The sequence below is a fragment of the Streptococcus porci DSM 23759 genome (assembly GCF_000423765.1).
Taxonomy (GTDB): Bacteria; Bacillota; Bacilli; order Lactobacillales; family Streptococcaceae; genus Streptococcus; species Streptococcus porci.
Map to the genome: position 1 here is coordinate 1 of NZ_KE384090.1, position 20,340 is coordinate 20,340.

General features: G+C 36.9%; 21 protein-coding genes and 1 pseudogene. 4 read left to right on the forward strand and 18 right to left on the reverse strand.

Annotation, left to right across the window (positions count from 1 at the left end):
• The 7 genes and pseudogenes from G576_RS0111060 to G576_RS12845 form a co-directional block, all read right to left on the reverse strand.
• A partial coding sequence (locus G576_RS0111060) for a nucleotidyltransferase domain-containing protein (RefSeq protein ID WP_027974652.1) occupies positions 1 to 445 on the reverse strand: 445 nt, incomplete at its 3' end.
• 131 nt (positions 446 to 576) lie between these two features.
• Positions 577 to 1,104, reverse strand: coding sequence for a phosphoribosyltransferase family protein (locus G576_RS0111065; RefSeq protein ID WP_002294507.1), 528 nt, complete (start codon positions 1,102 to 1,104; stop codon positions 577 to 579).
• Positions 1,105 to 1,147: 43 nt separating this feature from the next.
• Positions 1,148 to 2,011 carry an aminoglycoside nucleotidyltransferase ANT(6)-Ia gene (locus tag G576_RS0111070; protein WP_002294505.1) on the reverse strand — a complete coding sequence of 288 codons (864 nt, stop codon included), beginning with the start codon at positions 2,009 to 2,011 and terminating at the stop codon, positions 1,148 to 1,150.
• A 32-nt stretch (positions 2,012 to 2,043) separates the two neighbouring features.
• Positions 2,044 to 2,577, reverse strand: a pseudogene (locus G576_RS12840) (class I SAM-dependent methyltransferase); the annotation flags it as partial.
• Positions 2,578 to 2,895: 318 nt separating this feature from the next.
• Positions 2,896 to 3,699: a lincosamide nucleotidyltransferase Lnu(B) gene (lnu(B), locus tag G576_RS0111080; RefSeq protein ID WP_002294514.1), complete on the reverse strand. Its 804-nt coding sequence runs from the start codon at positions 3,697 to 3,699 to the stop codon at positions 2,896 to 2,898.
• A gap of 53 nt (positions 3,700 to 3,752) precedes the next feature.
• Positions 3,753 to 5,237 carry an ABC-F type ribosomal protection protein Lsa(E) gene (lsa(E), locus tag G576_RS0111085; protein ID WP_002294513.1) on the reverse strand — a complete coding sequence of 495 codons (1,485 nt, stop codon included), beginning with the start codon at positions 5,235 to 5,237 and terminating at the stop codon, positions 3,753 to 3,755.
• Positions 5,238 to 5,679: 442 nt separating this feature from the next.
• Positions 5,680 to 6,264: a recombinase zinc beta ribbon domain-containing protein gene (locus G576_RS12845; protein ID WP_002294511.1), complete on the reverse strand. Its 585-nt coding sequence runs from the start codon at positions 6,262 to 6,264 to the stop codon at positions 5,680 to 5,682.
• Between the two features lie 178 nt (positions 6,265 to 6,442).
• Between G576_RS12845 and G576_RS0111095 the strand changes: the two genes are divergently transcribed.
• Positions 6,443 to 6,784: a hypothetical protein gene (locus tag G576_RS0111095; protein WP_228380658.1), complete on the forward strand. Its 342-nt coding sequence runs from the start codon at positions 6,443 to 6,445 to the stop codon at positions 6,782 to 6,784.
• A gap of 50 nt (positions 6,785 to 6,834) precedes the next feature.
• Here G576_RS0111095 and G576_RS0111100 read toward each other — a convergent pair whose 3' ends face one another.
• The 11 genes from G576_RS0111100 to G576_RS0111150 form a co-directional block, all read right to left on the reverse strand.
• Positions 6,835 to 7,086 carry a hypothetical protein gene (locus G576_RS0111100; RefSeq protein WP_027974653.1) on the reverse strand — a complete coding sequence of 84 codons (252 nt, stop codon included), beginning with the start codon at positions 7,084 to 7,086 and terminating at the stop codon, positions 6,835 to 6,837.
• A gap of 548 nt (positions 7,087 to 7,634) precedes the next feature.
• Positions 7,635 to 8,030 carry an arsenate reductase ArsC gene (locus G576_RS0111105; RefSeq protein WP_211218888.1) on the reverse strand — a complete coding sequence of 132 codons (396 nt, stop codon included), beginning with the start codon at positions 8,028 to 8,030 and terminating at the stop codon, positions 7,635 to 7,637.
• The gene (locus G576_RS0111110; RefSeq protein ID WP_027974655.1) at positions 8,017 to 8,295 is read right to left on the reverse strand and encodes a thioredoxin family protein; all 279 of its coding nucleotides are present in this window, start codon (positions 8,293 to 8,295) and stop codon (positions 8,017 to 8,019) included. The genes G576_RS0111105 and G576_RS0111110 overlap by 14 nt, the downstream gene beginning before the upstream one ends.
• Positions 8,296 to 8,307: 12 nt before the next feature.
• Positions 8,308 to 9,303 (reverse strand): permease, encoded by a 996-nt coding sequence (locus G576_RS0111115; RefSeq protein ID WP_027974656.1) that lies wholly within the window; start codon positions 9,301 to 9,303, stop codon positions 8,308 to 8,310.
• 60 nt (positions 9,304 to 9,363) lie between these two features.
• Positions 9,364 to 9,684: an ArsR/SmtB family transcription factor gene (locus tag G576_RS0111120; protein WP_027974657.1), complete on the reverse strand. Its 321-nt coding sequence runs from the start codon at positions 9,682 to 9,684 to the stop codon at positions 9,364 to 9,366.
• Positions 9,685 to 9,989: 305 nt separating this feature from the next.
• Positions 9,990 to 12,167, reverse strand: coding sequence for a DNA internalization-related competence protein ComEC/Rec2 (locus tag G576_RS0111125; protein ID WP_051178137.1), 2,178 nt, complete (start codon positions 12,165 to 12,167; stop codon positions 9,990 to 9,992).
• Between the two features lie 37 nt (positions 12,168 to 12,204).
• Positions 12,205 to 12,846, reverse strand: coding sequence for a helix-hairpin-helix domain-containing protein (locus G576_RS0111130; RefSeq protein ID WP_027974659.1), 642 nt, complete (start codon positions 12,844 to 12,846; stop codon positions 12,205 to 12,207).
• Complete coding sequence (locus G576_RS13670) at positions 12,827 to 12,970, reverse strand: hypothetical protein (RefSeq protein ID WP_156875149.1); 144 nt, start codon at positions 12,968 to 12,970, stop codon at positions 12,827 to 12,829. The genes G576_RS0111130 and G576_RS13670 overlap by 20 nt, the downstream gene beginning before the upstream one ends.
• Before the next feature lie 97 nt (positions 12,971 to 13,067).
• Entirely contained in the window at positions 13,068 to 14,909 is a 1,842-nt protein-coding gene (locus tag G576_RS0111140) for a glycosyltransferase family protein (RefSeq protein WP_027974660.1), read from the reverse strand.
• An 11-nt stretch (positions 14,910 to 14,920) separates the two neighbouring features.
• On the reverse strand, positions 14,921 to 16,459 hold the full coding sequence (locus G576_RS0111145) for a hypothetical protein (protein ID WP_027974661.1): 1,539 nt from the start codon (positions 16,457 to 16,459) through the stop codon (positions 14,921 to 14,923).
• Positions 16,452 to 17,384, reverse strand: coding sequence for a glycosyltransferase family 2 protein (locus G576_RS0111150; RefSeq protein WP_027974662.1), 933 nt, complete (start codon positions 17,382 to 17,384; stop codon positions 16,452 to 16,454). The genes G576_RS0111145 and G576_RS0111150 overlap by 8 nt, the downstream gene beginning before the upstream one ends.
• Before the next feature lie 434 nt (positions 17,385 to 17,818).
• Between G576_RS0111150 and G576_RS0111155 the strand changes: the two genes are divergently transcribed.
• The 3 genes from G576_RS0111155 (at position 17,819) to G576_RS0111165 (ending at position 20,340) form a co-directional block, all read left to right on the forward strand.
• Positions 17,819 to 18,502: a response regulator transcription factor gene (locus G576_RS0111155; RefSeq protein ID WP_027974663.1), complete on the forward strand. Its 684-nt coding sequence runs from the start codon at positions 17,819 to 17,821 to the stop codon at positions 18,500 to 18,502.
• On the forward strand, positions 18,495 to 19,487 hold the full coding sequence (locus tag G576_RS0111160; protein ID WP_027974664.1) for a sensor histidine kinase: 993 nt from the start codon (positions 18,495 to 18,497) through the stop codon (positions 19,485 to 19,487). Before G576_RS0111155 ends, G576_RS0111160 begins: the two co-directional genes overlap by 8 nt.
• 94 nt (positions 19,488 to 19,581) lie before the next feature.
• Positions 19,582 to 20,340: an ABC transporter ATP-binding protein gene (locus G576_RS0111165; protein WP_027974665.1), complete on the forward strand. Its 759-nt coding sequence runs from the start codon at positions 19,582 to 19,584 to the stop codon at positions 20,338 to 20,340.

Consider the following 20,340-nt stretch of genomic DNA (forward strand, 5'->3'; position numbering starts at 1 on the left):
GTCCCAAAAGGTTAATACTATTTTTTCTTAGTTGTGCTAAAAGTATTGCTAAATCCGGATCATAAGTCGACTCAGGAATTTCTCCCTTTTCAAACTGCTCTCTTAGCCACTCGCCATACATAAATTCATATTTGGGGGGGAAATGCCAAGGGACAATATCCTTTTGATTTATGACCGTAACTTCAAGAGGCCTCATATCTTTTATGTTTCCTATTTTCCCAGATATAAGCATTAACCTATTTCTAAGATTCCTTCGAGTTTTTTCAGATAAACTTTGATTTGTTATTACCAAAATATCTACATCGCTATTCATACGTAAACCACCCATTACTGCCGAACCATACAAATACACCCCAATTAACATATTATCAAGTAGTTCCGCTATAGTTTTTAATGCTTGAATTGCTTCTTTCGGAATTTTTTTGTTACTTAAATCTATACTCAACTTCGATCTCCTTTCGTCTGAAAACTGTTTTTTAACGCCTCTTAAAATTTATAAAAAAAGAGTAAACATCTTTCGTTGTATTGTAAATTAACGCCATCCAAAATTTTGATTCAAGATTTTCTTTCGGTTTATTATATGTTTGAGCCAATATAAGCTACAAAACTGCTGTCTATCCATTTTTGAGTAACCTCATTTATATCAATCCCAATAGTAGCCAACCCAATAATGCTGCAATCCAATTTCTCTAACAAAGCTATTAAAGCCTTCATTTGAGAACCTGTCTCTATCCAATCATCTACAATCAAAACTCTTTTGTTCCTCACAATAGAACTCTTAGATATTTCAAAGCTTTTATCTTGACCTGAATAGTCGGTAAAATGTGTCGAAATAATCTCTTCTTTTGCGTATGGCAGCTTATCACCTTTTCTTACTCCAATAAACCCCACTCCAAGTTCTTTGGCTATGGCAGTGCCTAGTATCCATCCAATTGCTTCTGGGGCAGCCACATAATCTACTTTATTTTGAAAATCCAATGATAGTACTTTTACAATTTTATCAAAAACGGTTTTATGTGTAAAAATAGTTAGTAAATCATATTTTCCAATTGAGTTACGAGGTAATATACCTCTAATTTCATTTATAACATCAGTACTTTCCATACATTTACACCCCTTGCTTATGGTTAATAATCTTTGCTAATCTTTAAAAATAGTCATTTTCAACATATTTTTTATACATGTCCTCGGTATATCTTGTTATGTTCTTACCATACTCTGGATAATCAAACCCCAGTAGTTCTGCTACCTCTTTGGACACTTCCCTGAACAATTGGTGGCATATAAATAATGACTTCCAAATATTTTCATAGGAATCCATGCGATATGTAGATAATAATCTATTCCATAGATCTTCATCAATGTATTTGTTAATATACTTATAATTTTTCCCAACACTTAATGAAAATTCTGTCTTTATCCCAACCTTCCACGACATCATCCTAAGTAGTTCAAACCGTAGAATCTGGTTCAGATGATCGATTGCAAACAGTATCTCTTTGCGGCACAATCCTTTAATAACATAAGGTGTTACATTCCAAAATTCATTGCAGCAATCATCATACTCCCTTGCGCTTGGCTTTCTTACATGATAATCTATATCAGTCGGAACTATGTCCCTTTTAATTCTACAATCTTTATCAATTAGAACCTTTATTAATTTATCGCCCTTTAGGTAATTATCTAACTCTTCCAAGGGCAATAAGGTAAGATCAATTTTATTGTAATCATCAAATAGCATAAGATAGGAAAATCCCTTTTCTTCAGGTGGGAATAATTCCATATCCTCCGGCTTTTGCATCATTATTATATTCCCAAATTGATTAAGCCAGTCATCATTAGATATAAACGGTTCTATATCACTTACAAAATATGTAATATCATAATCCTGAAATTCATCTTTAGGTATATTAATATTTGCGCGTGACCCCTCAAGGGTCACAATTCGAATACGTTCATCCTGTTCTGCTAAAGAAAGTACTAAATCCATCATTTCTTTTTCTGATCTCATTTACATACTCCTCGTTTATTTTTTCTATATTATTACATCTTCTTTTTTGCCGATACAATCAGCATCATTGGGCGTCGCATTTCATCCGCCATCCCCGGAATATCCATCATGTTCTCTGGCGGCTGTGGCTCCACAATCTGATTTATTATAAAACTATTTGAAAGCAGTGTATTTAGATATGTGGTCAGTGTTCTATGATATTTTGTAACCTTTTCTTCCAAAAACATAGCTGTCCGTTTGCCCTCATAATAATAATTGTCCACCGGGAAATGCAGTATTTCTCCTTTTTCGTTATAATACCAGTCTTGTGTTCCATGAGCAGTAAAAACAGGATGTTCAACTGTAAAAACTAAATTGCCACCAGCCTTCAGCATCCTATATATCTTTTTTATTAAATTCTCATAGTCTGCTACATAATGAAACGCAAGCGAACTTAGTATTACATCAAAGCTCTCCTCTGGGAAATCCACATCTTCTATGGCACAGCATTCATATTCAATCTGTGGAAAATGGGTTTTTCCTTTTGCTACTTCGAGCATTTTATGAGAAATATAGCAGTTCACCATTCTTTGATATTTTCCCTCAAAGCAAAAAAACCGTGATTATCCTTCCGGCTAAAACCAGACCTCAAATCACGGAAAGCCTTTATTTACTTATCTTATTACACTCTTACTTATCTACCCTTGACATCAATACTACCGTCTCAACGTGGATTGAGAGGACAGAATGAATGTCATTTGTGTATGTCCGTTCTCGGAAACATATCCACGACACTTTTTGCACTATCGGTAGACGGGAACATATCCATAGGCTTCGCTGTTTTTTGAAAAACTGAGGTATGCTGTTAATTTTCAGTACCCAATACTGTGAATAACGTTACTCTCCTATTCACTAATGTAATTCAACAATCTTTCTAAAATGTCATGTGTAACTTTTAAGTTGTATTGTTCAATAAGGTGACTTTGCAAATCCATAACTAATAGCAAAGAATTTTTATAGGCTTCAAATAATTCTACCTTATCTAATCGAGCAGTGGTCTTTGCAAATTTTTTATAATTTTCAAGGCTAATTTCTTTTTCAAGGTTTTTACTCATGTTTAGCCAATTATCAGCATTTTTTTCTGCCATACGTATAAGTTGTAGTGTATTTTTTTGAAGTTGTGATAAGAGTTCTAATGAACGAGCATATTCTCCTCTTTTTAGAACGTTGATTCCCATCAACCATAGATTAGAGAAATTACACAACAAAAAATTAGCATTTTCTTCAGTAAGTCTATTTGGTCTTGCACCACTTATCTCTGATAAATAATTTTCTAATTGCCCTGTTTCATCGTAAATAAGCATAGCCTTCGTATCAGGAATATAACCTGAATCTTTAAACGAGGGGATTATGTTCATATCTTTTTCAGAAAGGAAATGAAATTCCCCACGTATAAGATTATCAAAAATAACTACCTCTGTTCCGTACTCATTTTTATAAAGCATCAAGTACGGAGCTACGTCAAACAACCAGTTGGATGAATCAAAGTTCGAGGTTATACTATCTTTCAAAAATATATAGAACTCTATATCAGAGTATTGGTCACCTTCTCCTTTGGTAAACGATCCATACATCATACAAGCTGTAATTCGTTCATCTGACTCAGTAAGATTCTTAACGTTTGCAATTAATTCTTTTTGTTTTAACATTTCTTCACCCTTTCATGTAAATATCTTTTAGTTATTGTGGCAACTCAAAATCTCTACAAACCTAAATTAATATTTTTCGTACAAATGTTATTGCAAAAAGCATCATCATGCTCCACAAACAATAGTGTAGGACAATATTCCAAAATCATTTTTTCAATTTGGATACGTGAAAAAATATCAATATAGTTCAATGGCTCATCCCATATATACAAATGTGCACTTTCACAAAGGCTTTTAGCAATTAGTACTTTCTTTTTCTGACCAGCACTAAAATCCACCATGTTCTTATCAAACTGCTCTCTATTAAAATCCAGTTTACGAAGAATCGTTTTAAATAGAGTTTCATCGATCTTATTATTATAGGCAAATTCAGATAGATTACCTTTTAAATATGAAGTATCTTGCGAAATATAAGAAATTTTTAGTCCACTTGCTAGCATAAAATTTCCGGTAAATTTAATATCATCTCCATTAATCAATTTTAGGATACTAGACTTACCACTCCCATTTTTTCCGATAATGGCAACTCTATCACCAATATTGACTCTGAAATTAAGATTACTGCATACTTCTTTATCTCCATAAGACAATGATAAATCATTCGCTTCTATTAAGCACTCTTTGTGAAATTCAAGTGGTGAAATTTTTAAGTCATCATATTGTTCAATGTTGTGAAGCAGTTCTGATTTTTGTAAAACGGCTTCCTGATGTCTTGACTCAATATTTTTGGCACGTTTCATCGCTTTTGCAGCCTTATGTCCAACATAACCCTTATCCAGTTTTGAACCAGAATTTGTTGTTCCATATTTACTTTTTTCTACTTTATTTGACCAGTTTGAACTACGTTTTGCTGCATAAGACAACCTTCCTATTTCTTTAAGGAGTTTCTTGTTTTCTGCCAGTTCAAAATTATCTTGTAACGTTTTGTTCTCCCACCAAGAAGTAAAATTTCCCTTTTGGATTTCGATATTCGTTTTATTGATAGATAGTATATGGTCAACACATTGATCAAGTAAGCTTCTATCATGAGATACCAAAATAAACCCCTTCTTGCGTTTCAAATAGTTTTGCACTACATTACGTGCATCGATGTCAAGATGGTTTGTAGGTTCATCAATAAGCAGGAAACAACTCGCTGTAAGGAATAAAGCTGCAAGAAGGACCTTTGTTTGCTCACCATTTGACAATGTATTAAACGGACGATATAAAGCATCTTCTTGAACATCAAGCAATGATATTTCACGAAAAATCTCCCAATCCATACATTCCGTACAAATACTCTTCATTACTTCAATTGTATATAGACTCTTATCTTCCACATCATAAGGAAAATACTCAAACTTAACTGTAGAACTTATATTGCCGGAATACGCATATTTGCCAAGCAGTAAATTTAAGAAAGTAGTTTTACCGCGTCCGTTTCTTCCAATAAAACCGAGTTTCCAATCTGTATCTATCTGAAAACTTACATTTTCAAAAATATTGTCATAACTTCCTTCATATGAAAAAGTTAGATTTGAAACATTTATTAAGGACATATATTTCTTCCTCCTTTACATTATAAAAATTTTATAAGCAAAGTCGGTTTTCGGCATTAATTACTCTATAATGTTATCCAACTCTGCAAGGATTTTGTCATGAATGACATAGTATCATTGTCTATCACGTTTATCTTCCTTTCTTTTACAAATATTAAAAGCCGCAAGAAAGTAAATTCTTACGGCTCAAAAACAAATACTATTATTACCTTTTGTTATACATAACATAAGGTTACTGTAATGTATTATTGAGTGTAGAATACTTAACTTTCTTGCAATTTGCATAACAAAACAAACGGTTCTATAGCCGTTTCTTTAAATATCTTATTATGCATCATATAATTAGCAAGAAAAGTTATACATTCTTCCACCTCCAAGTCGTTTTATTATATCATATTATCTTTAAAAATCCAATATAATTCTTCTGTTCTCTTTCTAAAGATTACCCTTCTACATCAATCTCGACTCCTGATTTGAATTCAACGGCGAACTTATCATGAAATACCGTAACTTTTTCTATAAGCCTCCTTACTAACTGCTCATCATATTCCTCTAACTCACAGGATTGTTCATTAAAGAAATCAGTCATTTCAGCGATTCGTTGCCTTTTTCCTTCACGCTCTGCATTTTCAACAAGTGCATTTTGCTTCAATTCTCGAAGGTGGTAGATTTCATCAGCCACATCTTCATAGTCATTCTTGGATTTTGCTTGGATAAGAAGCTGTTGTTGTAATTCTTCCAATTTGCTATCAATATCATTGGTGGCATTATCATTTTCTTCATTAAGTATAGTAGCTATGTTTTTCTGCAACGCCTGGAGGAAGGGTTCTTTGTTAGCCAAAAGTTCGTTAATAGCCTTGACCACTGCTGTCTGCAATGTTTCCTCGTTTATGGTAGGGGCAGTACATTCAGATCCTTTTTCCTCCAAACGGCTGACGCATCTCCAAACAATAGACTTGTAACCTCGGTTATTCCAGTGTACCCGGCGGTAAATATCACCGCACTGGCGAGCAAACTGCAACTGCAACTATGCAGGCACTTAATCTTAAAAGAACTACTTTCTATAAACTGGTGAAGGAAGTGATTGTATGATGACGATGTGTCCACGATGTTTAGAGCTATACAGTGAAATTTGGTCGAAGCCTTGTTGTAAATGCGCCGATAAGACCATTCCTGTTGATATTGAACTCATCAATGTCGTTCAGATGCTGCTCACTAGAGGCTTCGATGTATCTTATGCCACTTGTTACCCAGATAAAGAACAAGGTGAGATCGAAGCTATGGAAATTGAGATTCACTTTAGGGAATTGTATCCGCAGGCTCTCTTTGATGGTCTCCCACCTGACTGGATTGTAATTGACGAATACCCAGTTCTTGGCGGTAAGGTTCTTGATGAACCTGTTGATATCCTTACATGTGCAATCGAATATCGATTTGAAGAGAGCATCCATATTCAAAAGGATATCGCTATAAGCAATCTGGAAACATGGCTCGAAGAGAAAGACCCGCAATCTTGTAGGGCTATCCTTACATTGGCCGGCTTCTGAAAAAGTAAGACCCTCTCAACAGTAATGATCTGCTGAAAGGGTACTTTACTTTAATCTATGACCTTGAAGTGCCTTAATGCGTCTTTAATAGCTTCTACTTTATATTCTGGTGCTGGTTTATATGGGAGTTTTAGTTCTTCAACTGCGTTTGGTGCGTCGTACATCGGCAGGCCTAAGTTTCTTTTGACCTCTGCAATGTTTGCAGTGTGAACTTTGAAGCCGTACTTTTCTTCGATATACTCCTGAATAAGCCTGTAGGTGATACGATCTGGCTGGATTTTTCGGTCGTCTGCGTACTCCATTTTTACACTGATAAAATCGTCTGCACTTTTGTGGGACAATAAAACACACGTCTCAACGTGTCAAGTACACGAGAACATATCATTTAACGATTACCTACTTTTTAACGATAATCAACTATTTAACGATTTCAATATTTCTTCAAAATTACTTGTATTATCCAAATGGTTATTTGTTACTATTTCCGATCTTTTTATTCAATAAAACCGTCCAATCCTCTTATACCGATGCTATTTATTTCGTTATATTGTATCAATAACCTAATTGCAATTTCGCTGGCAATTAATTTAATCATACATTTTAACCTTTACCCTTTCAAGGGGGTGCAAAAACCAAGTAGGGTGTGCATCTAAAATCCCCAAATACCTCCTTTCATTATACCACAGATAAGAAAAAAAATAGCGTGCCAATTCTGACACGCCTCAAGTTCTAAACATCAATTTTCACCGAAGATTTTGAATAAAGTCCGAGCTTTAATGAACCTATTTCGACATCACGTTTGAATTTGATAAGTTATCAAGCTTTTAGGGATAACAAAAATCGGCATTATTCACTTCATTGAGTCAGCTAAAGTTTCTAATTTCTTTTGAATTTGACTAATCGTTTCTAGAAATGCGTCATCATTTTTACCACTTGGATCATCCAAACCCCAATCTTCTCTGTGACGACAAGGAAGAAAGGGGCAATTAACGTTACAGTCCATAGTAACTACAATATCTATGGGAGGAAGGACATCAATTAGTTTGGAATACTGCTCTTCCTCCATATCAATATCAAACTGCGACTTCATGATACGAACCGCATCCTGATTGATTTGCGATTTGATTTCTGTCCCTGCAGAATAGGCATCAAAAAATTCCGAATAATATCTTTTGGCTAATGCTTCTGCTATTTGACTTCTGCAAGAATTATGGACACAAATAAAGGCTACCTTAGGCTTTGGCATCATAAATTTTCTCCCGAATGATTTGCTTGACTTCGTCAACCGTCAACACTTTTCCTGATGAAACAACTTTTTCATTAAGAACCAAGGCAGGTGTTGACATCACACCGTAGCTAGCAATTTTAGCAAAATCTCTCTCATGCTCAATAGCTATAACCAAGCCTTCATCCTGACAAGCTTGCTGAACATGTTCTTCTAATAGGTTGCATTTCTTACAGCCCGAACCTAAAATCTTAAATACCATTTGGTTTATTGAATCTTGTGACATGAAACATCCCTCCTAAAAAATAAATTGTTGTAAAATATTGAATAAATAACCTACTAAAATGACACCAACTGAGCAAATAGCGACAAATACTGCAAGTAATTGGGGTTTGATTGCCCTCTTTAACATGATAAGTGATGGCAAACTAAGGGTCGTCACCGACATCATAAAGGCTAGGACAGTTCCTAATTGTGCCCCTTTACTTAACAAAGCTTCAGCTACTGGGATAGAGCCAAAAATATCAGCGTACATTGGAATCCTAATGACAGTTGCTAAAATGACCCCAAAAGGATTCTTGGTACCTAGAGCCGTTACCACCCAAGTTTCTGGTATCCAATTATGGATAAAAGCTCCAATCCCTACACCAATTAGAGTATAGGGAAAAACTTTCCTGAAAGTTTCAGAAACCTGTTTTTTCGCAAAATCTACTCTGTCCTTATTGGACAAGTCTTCGATTTCTAAAATGGGCACCTGAGCATTTTTCACAAAATCCTCAACATATTTTTCCATCCCTAATTTTTCAATCAAACTTCCACCAAGAACAGCAACAATTAAGCCAAGTACAACATAAATAATAGCTGCCTTACTACCAAATATGCTCATCAAAAGTATCAAACTCCCCAAATCAACCATTGGAGATGAGATTAGGAATGAAAATGTTACGCCAATCGGAAGCCCTGCACTGGTGAATCCCATAAACAGCGGAATCGATGAACAAGAACAAAACGGTGTCACCGTTCCCAATAATGCTGATACCACATTTGCTATCATTCCATCAAATCGACTCAGGATTTTTCGGCTACGTTCTGGTGGAAAATAGCTCTGGATATATGAAATAGTAAAAATCAATACGCATAACAGAAGTGTAATCTTTATGACATCATAGCAGAAAAATTGTAGACTCCCTCCAAATCTTGATGATAAGTCTACCCCAAAAAGCGACAGAATCCTGCCAACAAGCTCATTTAACCATTTCATACCCAGAATTTGATCTTGAATAAATAACCACACACAAACCCCTTTCTATATATCAAATATTTTTGATATGTTTAGTAAAATCAAAAGCCATGCCTAAGATGACTTTCGATTGCAATGACAATGATTATCAGATGTGATTTTTATATCTGTCAATTCCATAAGACGATTCAGTGCAAAGTTTTTACCCAAGTCACTCAGACTATAGTGCTTCCACTTCCCGTCTTGGCGACTAGTGACAATACCTGACTGACACAAAATTTTCATATGATAGGACAGAGCAGACTGAGCAATCTCTAATTCATCAATCAAAACACAGGCACACTTTTCTCCATTTTTTAAATAATCTAGAATAAGTAGACGCTTCTCATCTGATAAAGCTTTAAAAATCTGAGCATCTCTCTTAAAATTTTTGATAGCAATCACCTCATATCAAAAAAAATTGATTTGTTTCACCTTTATCATACGCCTAAATGATAAACTTTTCAATAAATATTATAGCAATGGCACGCCATGCACATGCAGAAAATGCATATAACTATTTTCTAGCTATATGCATTTTTTCAAGATAGGCACAATTCTACTCTCGTTTACAACAATAATATAACAAAAGTAGATTCAAAAAAACATCTATGCTATGAAATTTCTTATCTGAAAACGAAATTTTCTTTATGCATTTGCGTATAGTAATGAGTTAGCAGTAGTTTATCAGTCACTGCCGATTACCTCACCGTCTCAATTTTCCACTTTTGCCACCCGACAAAGCGAACAGCCCCCATCTGGTCGGTACGATAGACTATCATTTTCTCTTCGTTAAAACGTTCAAGTGTTTCATGATGCGGATGGTGATAGCGATTATTTTTCCCTGCTGAAACAAGGGCTATATCAGCTCCAATATGGTCTAAAAACTCAGGATAAGAAGACCCTTTTGATCCATGATGTCCCGCTTTTAAAATATCAACAGGCAGTTTGGGATAGGCTTTTACCAAATCCAATTCTCCCTCCTCAAGATCACCTGTCAAAAGAAATCGTTTATCCAGTAGTTTTCCGTAAAGAACCAAAGAATCATTATTACCACCGTCACCAAGTTCTCTCGGATAAAGAAAATGAAGCTGACTTCCCATAATAGAAATGCAATCTCCTGCTGACACTATGCGAACAGAAACCTGCAATTTTCTAAGCCTTTCTACAAAATCAGGTACCGTCATTGAACCAGGACTGACAAGAATCTCACCGATGGAAAAGTTTGCTGCCACCTCTTCTAGATCACCGATATGGTCAGCATCGGTGTGGGTCAAAACCAACTGATTGATATGACTGACACCTCGACTTTTAAGATATGGAATCAGGGTTCGTTCAGCATTAGAGCTGGATACGCCCATCTGCCAAGACTCTTTTTTATCAAAGGTCACCTTACCTCCAACATCAACCAGCACCGTTTTCCCAGTCATATCCCGTAAAAAGAGGCTGTCCCCTTGCCCTACATCGACCATGGTAAACTCATTTTCCATTGGATTTTTACTGATAAAAAATAGCAGAGCTATAAGAATACCGAATCTAAGTAGCCATTTTTGATGCACTGAAAAGTCATAAAGAAAACCTAGACACACTAAGCAAAGAAGTAAGGCAATCAGGCTTGGACTTCCCAAAATCAAAGGTTTCTCAAAAATCTCTCCCACCAGCGTCAGCCCTTTTTCCAAAAGAAGAAAAAGAGGATTGACAAAGGTCAAACTAAAGAATGGCGAGAGCAGGAAAATCAGGCTTAGCAAGGGTAAAATGAGTCTATCAAAGAAGACAGAAACCAGAGCTGTCAGCAAAATCGCTAGTGGCTGGAAGCTTGAAAAATACCAACAAAGCAAGGGCAATATCCCTAGATTAATGCTTAGGACTTCCGCTAGACGTGGGAATTTCCACCCTTCAAAGTCCGTCATGGACAGGATAAAAGCATAGGCAAAACTCAGAACGCCACCTGTCGTTAGAAGAAAATGAGGTCTAACCAGAAACATAACGAAAACTGTCACAGCCAAGTTATCCAACTTGCCAAGCCCCAGACTCGCTAAATTAAGCTGAATCAGACTGCGGATAACCGAAACTGAAAATCCTGTCAAGCCAGCATAGACCAAGGAAAATGGTAAGCTTAGCCAGTCCACCCAATCCTTTCTAAAGCCCAAACGTAAAAAGATAAAACGGAAAGCCCCCACAAAAAAGCCTACCTGCATTCCTGACAAAGCAAAGAGGTGAATGATACCCAAACTGCTATAAAGGTCGCTCATCTCCTCAAAATCCTTACTGAGATGCCCAAAGAGAAGCCCAGTTATGTAGTGACACATCGGCTCGGGAAATCGCTGGTAAATCTGAACCAAGGCCTGCCTGCGCCACTCCCTAATCTGATCAAATACGGATAGATTTTGTGCCACAGCTACCTTTGTGATAGTCTTGACCTGCGCCAGACGGTAAATTCCCTGACCTTTCAGATAAGCGGCATAGTCAAATCCCTTGAAATTACGCTGCCCCTCAGGTTCAACCAACTCCGCCTCAATCTCCAAAACCACCGTTTCATCTAGTTTTTGGAAAAAGCTCTGCTCCTCTTGGGATATCAGCTTGTAAAAAGCTTGGTAAGTCTGACCCTCAGACCGCCCTCTGAAGGATAAACTATCGCCGTTAATGGAGATGGTGTCAGGTAGAACTTGGAGACTTTGAATCGTCTGCGGAGCTGAACTGGCATGTCTAGCCACCATCCATTCTTGAAAACTGATATAACCTGCAAAGAGAGATAGGATAAGAAGCACCTGCCCGACCTTTTGTAAAGGATAAAAGCGATACAAACAGAATCCTAGAAAAATCAGACCAAAAAGCGCCAGCTTTTCCTCAGTCACTAAAGCAAAATAGACCCATATCATAAGAAAGGCTAAGTAGAGAGCTGGAATAGGGAGTCGTCTAATCAAGTGTCAGCTCCATTTGAAGTTTCTCCAAAGTCTTTGCGCCGATACCGGAGACATTCGTCAACTCTTCCAATGATGAAAATTTGCCGTGCTCCTCTCGATAAGCGATAATGTCCTGAGCCCGCTTTTCACCGATGCCAGAGACCGTCATCAAGTCAGCAAGTGTCGCCTTGTTGAGGTCAACTTTATTCGAAGATTGGGGATCAACAGTTGCTCCCTGACCTGTGACTTGGCTAGCCTCTTCGCCCACCTTTGCGACATAGATAACAGCTTCGTCTTCCAACTTTTGTGCTAAATTAACCGAATTTTTATCCGCTTCACCAGACAAGCCTCCCGCCAACTCAATCGCATCACGCACGCGGTCATCGGCCGACAACTCATAGACACCCTCTGACACGACTGCTCCTTTAACATCCACTAGGATTTTATCCGTTTTGGTGGAAAGGGCAGGGCTACTTTTTGCTTCAGTTTTTTCTACCTCGTGCTGAGTGACTTCTGCCACAACTGGAAAAGCTGGCGCCTTATCCTCTGGTTTTAACATTAAACATCCGACTAGAACTGCCAGAATGATAACGCCAGCGCCCAGTCCTGTTACCAGTTGATTTTCTCTGATTTTTTCAAGTAATCTTTCCATCAATTCCTCCTAAACTATCACAGATTCTATTGGCACTGAGGGTACCAGCGTCATCGCCCCCATTCCTGACAAGACCAGATAGGTCAAGAGAGTTAATAGAAGTAACACCACGCTTATCACCACACATTTTTCTTGCATAAAAACCTCCTTACCAAATTATTCGAAAAGCAGAAAAAAAAGGCTTTCGCCTTTAATTAATATGTGATACGGATGAGAATGCCATTCTACTTCTTTCTCCGCTTTAAATAGCTAGTTCCAAGGACGAACCAAGTTAAAATAGAAATTCCTATTGAAAGCTTATGCAGGAGCGTCTTTTCGTAAGTAATAACGACTTGAGAACTTCCTCTTATCTTAAACTCCAACCATCCTTTTTTATTTTTATAACTGGTAAGGATATTTCCACTATCGTCTTTAACAACGAATCCCTTTAGGTAGGTGATTGGCGTTTGGACAATTTTTGCTGAGTCAGGAATATCCTTAACCATGAAAAAAACTTGATTCTGACTGAACTTTCTAAACTGTTGTTGACCATCAAAATAGACTGCATTTTCAATAAAGTCATTAGTCTCTACTTCGGTATCTTTAGAAACATTGTAAAGCGGTCGATTGGATTCGCCGTTTAAGATAGTGTACATACCATCATCAATCGTGTAAGTGCCATCGGCATTTTGAGTTCGCCTGATTTGACCCTCTGTCCGATAATCCATAAAACCGTTAATCCGGTACCAACCCTTACCAGCCCAGCTACTGAAATAACCAAAGTTAGAGTTTTCAAGCCCCTTGTAGATTGTATCGTCCGTTGCTAAATAACTATTGCGATCAAAGTCTGATAAATTGGAAGTTGTAATCCCATTTTTTTGCTGGTAAAAATTTTGACTCAAAAATAGCAAATAAAGGATAGAACTAGCCACAAAGAAATGCTTGTTCGTAAACCTCTTCGGCTCGGTGAGAAGAATATTCTGCCAGCCAAATGCAATGAATAACGAGATAGCAAAGAAAAGGAATGAATCCAGTCGGTTGAGATTTTGAAACATATCAACAACAGAGAGACGTTGTAAAAAATACCAAGGAACGAGATGACTTTGCAGAATTGAAATGGTGATAATACCAAAAATCAACTTTTGAAGCGTTCTATTAAGCACTCTACAATAAAGCAGACAAAATAGAGTTATAATGAATAATAGAACTAAGACTTCTCTAAAGGAGACAGCAGATTCTAGACGTTTTAACCATGTTAGATTATCAACACTGCTATCCACAATACCGTTTGATGACAGATTCATGGCGGGAACACGAATCCAGTCATTAGCCACCTTCTGTTCTAGCATTGGAAAAACAAATATTGCAGTTGACAAGACAACAGATGCGATAACCTGAACCCAGACATAAAGTCTCTCTTTTATCAATAGCTCTCGTTTATTTACAAGCAATACAGCAAAAAGCACAGCTGAGTAAAATACTAGTAAAACAGTCGTCAAAAGATGTGACAGAGTAATAATAATAATTGCAAAAATTGTTACTGATTGCCACTCTCTTGCCCTTCCAAATATTAGCTGATAAATCCCTATAATGGCATAAGGCAAAAACATATAGGTAATCTGAGCATTGTAGGTCCCCATATTGAGCATTCTCACATTAACAACTGAATATCCAAAAATATATAAAACTGAAAAAAGAAATGCAAAATATGGCTTCTTTTGCCACTTATCATAAGCGTGGTAAGCAATATTTAAACCGATAAGATGAAAACCAATATTCCATAGTAAAACTGAAAATACTGGACTTCCAGTCAAGTACCAAACTAAAGCAACTGGATAATTAATAAAATAAGGATAAAAGAAATTAACAGCATACCCCTGATTATTAAAACTAAAATAAGAAATATCTAAAGCAAATTTCCCATGAGAAATATTTTGCACTATTTCATACATTCTTGAAAAATGGAACCAAGCATCCCAATCCATCTGAAATCGACGGTATAAGAGGAAAGGGATGACTGGAATAATGGCCATCACCAAGAAAAGTAAGTTCCGCAAACGCCAGTTTGAAATCATTTTTTTAAACATTTATATATCCTTTATAATCTAAAAACTTTTTTGATAAACCCAATAAATCTAAAAAAGTATCCTGCCAGTAAAGGTTGTAAAATTAGCAAAGTTGTATAGGTATATTGACTTTTTGTTTCCCAAAAGAAATGAAAAACAACTGTGCCGACAAGAAATAATAGCATAGGCAACGTTTTACCTATGAACATTTTCTCTTTTGTGGTCAATTCAGTAATAAAACCTATAAAAAGTGTACAGTATGTAAATATCTGTAAAACGCTCATAGCATTAACCAAAGAGACATAGTAATTGCCTCCGCTATATACATTAGCTAAAATCGAAGACTTTGCTGACATACCTTTAGCCTTAATCGGACCTACCCAAATGGATTCGAACGTTCCATCAAACCATGTTGCAGCGAATTTCTTTGTAAAATATTGATAGGCATTTTTAGGATTAGATAAAAAGTAACTTATTCGCTTTTTTAAATCTGCAATAGCAATTTTAGATGTTGCGTTTTCATCATAATCTGTCTTTTGATATAATCTTGTATGGTAAGCATTGTGATAACCTGGAATCCAGTTTTCAACACCGTCCGGATCCGAACTCATTCCCATGGTAACAAAGGTGATTTTAGGAAGACCTTTATTCAACGGTTGTCCAATTTCGTTTTCATAATACAAATTCTGAAAACATACTAAGGAGGAACTAGCTAAAAAAATTATCGGGATTATAACAAGTATCACTTTTTCTTTGGTTAATAAATAACGATAAAATAAGGACATAGTTATTGCAATCTGAAAAATCATAAAATTACTACGTACTAGTACACTTAATGATAAAAAGAACACCATCAATAAAAATTGTAAAAATTTTGGTTCCTTCCAGTAGTTCAAATAATAAACTATTGATGTTAAGGCAAGAAAAACAGCTATATGTCCGTTATATATAAATTTAATGTAAAAAATATTGGGCAAAAACAATGCCGCCAGCAACAAAGCCGTATTCGTAATTTGTCTAGTTTCCCAAATTTTATTAGCTATCATGCCAATAAGACCAATATTAGCAATAGATATTATTAAAAAAATCCACGAAAATACTTCTAAGTTATCTGTAAAAAATAAAATAAACCTATTGATAGTTAACAGTCCAAGCTGATGAGGGTGTACAAAAAGATACCCTCCTAATTCTGTTAGAGCAGAGTAATCACCTGAATTAAATTGCTTTGCAGCTAACATGATGGAAGCTGGATCTGCTCGTAAATTGAAATCAGATAATACAATTAAGCCTCCTCCAATTAGGAAAGACAACACTGACAGAACCAAGAAGAGTATACTAGGTCTAACTTTCTTAAAAAGCTCACTACAAATCGCTAGTAAAACAATTAAAATAATAATAAAAATATAATATTTCCATGGTACTTTATGATATTCTACTTCTTCATAAAGATTTAATTTAAAGAAGACCGTTATTATTAATGACCCAAAACTTAACAAAGTTAATACAACGATAATTGAAATAAAATTAACCGCTATATAAAGTCGTCCCAAACCATTTACTAACTTACTCATCTCTCTCCTTCACGATATAAATAGGTCTTTTCTTAGTTTCTAAGAAGATTTTAGCCACGTATTTCCCAAGTATGCCGATGGACAAAAGCTGAATGCCTCCAACAAGTAAAATAATGGTGACAAGACTAGCCCAACCTTCGATAGAGCCTCCAACAGTCAATTTTCTGACAACGATAAAGATGATTCCCACGATGGAGGCTAAAAATGAAAGAATACCACTCCATGTCGCAAAACTGAGCAGAGCCTCTGAAAAATTGATGAAGCCCTCCAAAGAGTATTTAAGCAAGCTCCAAAAAGACCAGGACGTTTCCCCTGCCACCCGTTCACGATTTTCATAGCTGATGTAAGTCACGTCGTAGCCTACCCAAGAAAAGAGGCCTTTAGAAAAACGATTAACCTCTTGTAATTCCAAAATGCTATCTACTACTTTACTTGTCATGAGGCGGAAATCTCTAGCGCCATCTACCATTTCGGTATCTGATATTTTATTGATTAACCAATAAAAGGTCTTTGCGAAAAAGGAACGAATAATCGGTTCTCCTTTACGGTCTGCACGCCTAGTACCAACCACATCATATCCCTCTTGGATTTTGGCATACATTTCCGGTAATAGCTCAGGTGGATCTTGTAAGTCAGCATCCATGACGGTCACAAAATCTCCTGTTGCTGCTTCAAGCCCAGCAAAAAGCGCTGCTTCTTTCCCAAAGTTTCGAGAAAAGGACAAATAATGGATGTTGTCAAATGTTGATGATACATCACGCAGAACTTCTAAGGTTCCGTCTTTTGAACCATCATTGATAAAATGGTATTCAAATTGTAATTGTTCTGATAGTTGATTTTCCACTTTTTGCATCTCTGCTAGAAATGGTCGAATGGTTTCTTCCTCGTTGTAACAAGGAACAATAACCGATAATAATTGTGTCATCTCTTCTCCATCGTATCTACTCTTAGGTTAAGGGTTGACTGTTAAGTCAACCCTTGGTATACGTAGTATATCAAGCAATTTTAAGAGAATTTTTCACGAAAAATGTGGAGTCATAACCACTCGTGAAAACGGGTGGCTTGTACACTGGTTATAAGCAGTTTCTCTCCAGCGACGTCTAAAGACGTTCGCTGAGCTTCGTTCAGGTTATGCTATAATTGCTTATTTTGAGTTTATGGTACGTAAAGTATGTTTAGTTTGGCTAGAATTAACCAGCTCAAGTAAATAAGCGGTGTAACCTAATCATGCATAGATGACAACTATTCGTATTGTTATTTGGTCATTTTCATAAAAATTTCACATTCATTTCCACCGAATAAATTCGCATAAATTTTATGGAATAGGCTATAATAATAGAAGAGTGAAAGGAGACACAGATGCAGAAGATTTTTCTTGTCGAAGATGATAAAACCATTAGCCAATTGGTCGCTAAAAACTTGACGAACTGGGGGTATCAGGTCAAAGAAGTAAAGGATTTTCAGACGATTTTGAAGCAAATCGACGATTTTCAACCTCACTTGATTATACTTGATATCAGTCTTCCTTTCTTTAACGGCTATTATTGGTGTCAGGAAATCCGTAAGACCTCTCATGTCCCCATCATGTTTTTGTCTTCGCATGATCAGCCGATGGATATTGTCATGGCGATTAATATGGGAGCGGATGACTTTGTGACCAAACCCTTTGAAATGACAGTACTTTTGGCAAAAATACAAGGACTTTTGAGAAGAACCTATGATTTTGTTGGTGAGCAGAGTTTACTCTGGTTTGAAGAGGTTGCACTTGATTTAAAAACCATGCAGGTCTCCTATACAGAAGCTGTTGAAGAATTGACTCGTAATGAATTTCAGATTTTACGAGTACTTTTTGAGCATGGCAAAGAAGTCGTTAGCCGCGAGGAACTGATGCGTGAGTTATGGAACAGTGATATCTTTGTCGATGATAATACCTTATCAGTAAATATTGCCCGATTGCGCAAAAAATTGACAGAATTGGGCTTACCTGACCTCATTGCGACCAAGAAAGGAGTTGGCTACGGCCTAGTGTGGATACATGAATAAAAATGATTTTCGTAGCGTTTTTTATCAATTTCTAGGTTCCTGGCTAGGCCATCGTTGGATTTTTCTCCTTGCCATTATCGTTTTTTCGGGGATTATTCTAGGATTCGGCTCACTTTTTGAAATAGACAGCAATTTAATCATCTATGCCCTTACCCTTCTCAGTCTCTGCTGGTTTCTTGCTCTTTTGTTTGATCTTTTTGTCGAGTTTTCTCGTTTTAGAAAAATCTGGCGTGGTCAGAAGGTCGCATCAATGACAGCTAGTGAGCGTTGCTTACAGGAGAAGTTGGAAAGACTGGAAGTCGAAAATAAATCACTCTTTGAAAAGCAGCGAAAGGACCAGGCTGAATTAGATGATTACTATACCCTCTGGGTTCATCAAATGAAAACACCAATAGCAGCCAGCCACCTCTTAATCAATGAAATTGAGACCAGTCAAATTCGTCACCAACTAGAATCTGAGTTGTTCAAGATAGAGCAGTATACTGGTTTGGTCTTGAATTACTTGCGACTCCAGTCTTTTCATGATGATTTAGTCATTGAACCTGTTCATTTAGATGAGCTCATCCGGACTCTGGTGAAAAAATATTCTCTCTTTTTTATACAGTCTAACAATCGTTTGGACTTAGGACAACTGAATCGGATTGTAAGGACTGATAAACGATGGCTAGGACTTCTGATTGAGCAAATTTTATCCAATGCCCTCAAGTATTGTCAGGAAGGGACCATTTCGATTGTTTTGGACGGAGATGATTTGGTCATTGGTGATACAGGAATCGGGATTGCAGAGAGTGATTTGGAGCGAGTCTTTGAACGTGGATTTTCAGGATTCAATGGTCGTAGAACACAGCAATCTTCGGGACTTGGGCTTTACCTTTCACGTAAAATCGCAGCGGAGCTGGGCTATTCCTTAAAACTAAGTTCCAAAGTGGGGCAAGGCACAGAAGTTCGGATTGGTATCAAGGAGGTGGAACTGGTTTTGGATTAATCTTACAAAACTGTCACTTAAATGAAAGCTTGAACTATGGCAGCTTATGTTGGCTTAAGCTAGAATGGAGGTAGAAAAAGAAAGGAGTGATGTTATGACTGTCTTAGATGTTCAGCATGTGCAAAAGATTTATAGTTCACGCTTTAAGGCGGGGCAAGTAGAGGCCTTAAAAGATATTCATTTTACTGTAGAAGAGGGAGAATATGTCGCTATCATGGGTGAGTCTGGCTCAGAGAAATCGACCTTGCTCAATATTTTGGCCACCCTCGATAAGCCAACGCGAGGAAAGGTTTTGCTGAACGGTTTGGATACACAGTCTATCAAGAGCAAGGAAGCAGCAGCCTTTCGTCGGGAGAAATTAGGTTTTGTATTCCAGGACTTTAACCTCTTGGATACCTTATCCGTCAAGGACAATGTCCTCCTGCCATTAGTTCTTTCTCGCTATCCGATAGATGAGATGAACAAGCGTTTGGTACATACACTCAATAGTCTTGAAATTGGGACCTTGCAGGAGAAAATGCCATACGAAATCTCTGGTGGTCAGCAACAACGAGTTGCGGTGGCGCGTGCTATTATCACACGACCAGAAATTCTTCTGGCAGATGAGCCGACTGGTGCCTTAGATTCCAAATCGTCAGCAACCTTGCTGGATATTTTTGAACAAATTAATCAGCGGGGGCAAACAATTCTGATGGTAACCCATTCGACAGCTGCAGCAAGTCGGGCAAAACGGGTTTTATTTATCAAAGATGGTATTCTCTATAACCAAATCTACCGAGGTGAGCGGACCAGTCAAGAGATGTTTCAGTTGATATCAGATACTCTGACTCTTATGGCGAATCGAGGTGAGTAG

Excerpts from the sequence above, each read along its gene's own strand:
- G576_RS0111105 (WP_211218888.1), bottom strand. The coding sequence starts at position 8,030 with ATGCCAAAGCCTAAGGTAGCCTTTATTTGTGTCCATAATTCTTGCAGA.
- G576_RS0111150 (WP_027974662.1), bottom strand. The coding sequence starts at position 17,384 with ATGACACAATTATTATCGGTTATTGTTCCTTGTTACAACGAGGAAGAA.
- G576_RS0111165 (WP_027974665.1), top strand. The coding sequence starts at position 19,582 with ATGACTGTCTTAGATGTTCAGCATGTGCAAAAGATTTATAGTTCACGC.
- G576_RS0111095 (WP_228380658.1), top strand. The coding sequence starts at position 6,443 with ATGCTGCTCACTAGAGGCTTCGATGTATCTTATGCCACTTGTTACCCA.
- G576_RS0111100 (WP_027974653.1), bottom strand. The coding sequence starts at position 7,086 with ATGGAGTACGCAGACGACCGAAAAATCCAGCCAGATCGTATCACCTAC.
- G576_RS0111065 (WP_002294507.1), bottom strand. The coding sequence starts at position 1,104 with ATGGAAAGTACTGATGTTATAAATGAAATTAGAGGTATATTACCTCGT.
- G576_RS0111155 (WP_027974663.1), top strand. The coding sequence starts at position 17,819 with ATGCAGAAGATTTTTCTTGTCGAAGATGATAAAACCATTAGCCAATTG.
- G576_RS0111070 (WP_002294505.1), bottom strand. The coding sequence starts at position 2,011 with ATGAGATCAGAAAAAGAAATGATGGATTTAGTACTTTCTTTAGCAGAA.
- G576_RS13670 (WP_156875149.1), bottom strand. The coding sequence starts at position 12,970 with ATGTGTGGTGATAAGCGTGGTGTTACTTCTATTAACTCTCTTGACCTA.
- G576_RS0111145 (WP_027974661.1), bottom strand. The coding sequence starts at position 16,459 with ATGAGTAAGTTAGTAAATGGTTTGGGACGACTTTATATAGCGGTTAAT.
- G576_RS0111160 (WP_027974664.1), top strand. The coding sequence starts at position 18,495 with ATGAATAAAAATGATTTTCGTAGCGTTTTTTATCAATTTCTAGGTTCC.
- G576_RS0111140 (WP_027974660.1), bottom strand. The coding sequence starts at position 14,909 with ATGTTTAAAAAAATGATTTCAAACTGGCGTTTGCGGAACTTACTTTTC.
- G576_RS0111110 (WP_027974655.1), bottom strand. The coding sequence starts at position 8,295 with ATGTCACAAGATTCAATAAACCAAATGGTATTTAAGATTTTAGGTTCG.
- G576_RS0111125 (WP_051178137.1), bottom strand. The coding sequence starts at position 12,167 with ATGATATGGGTCTATTTTGCTTTAGTGACTGAGGAAAAGCTGGCGCTT.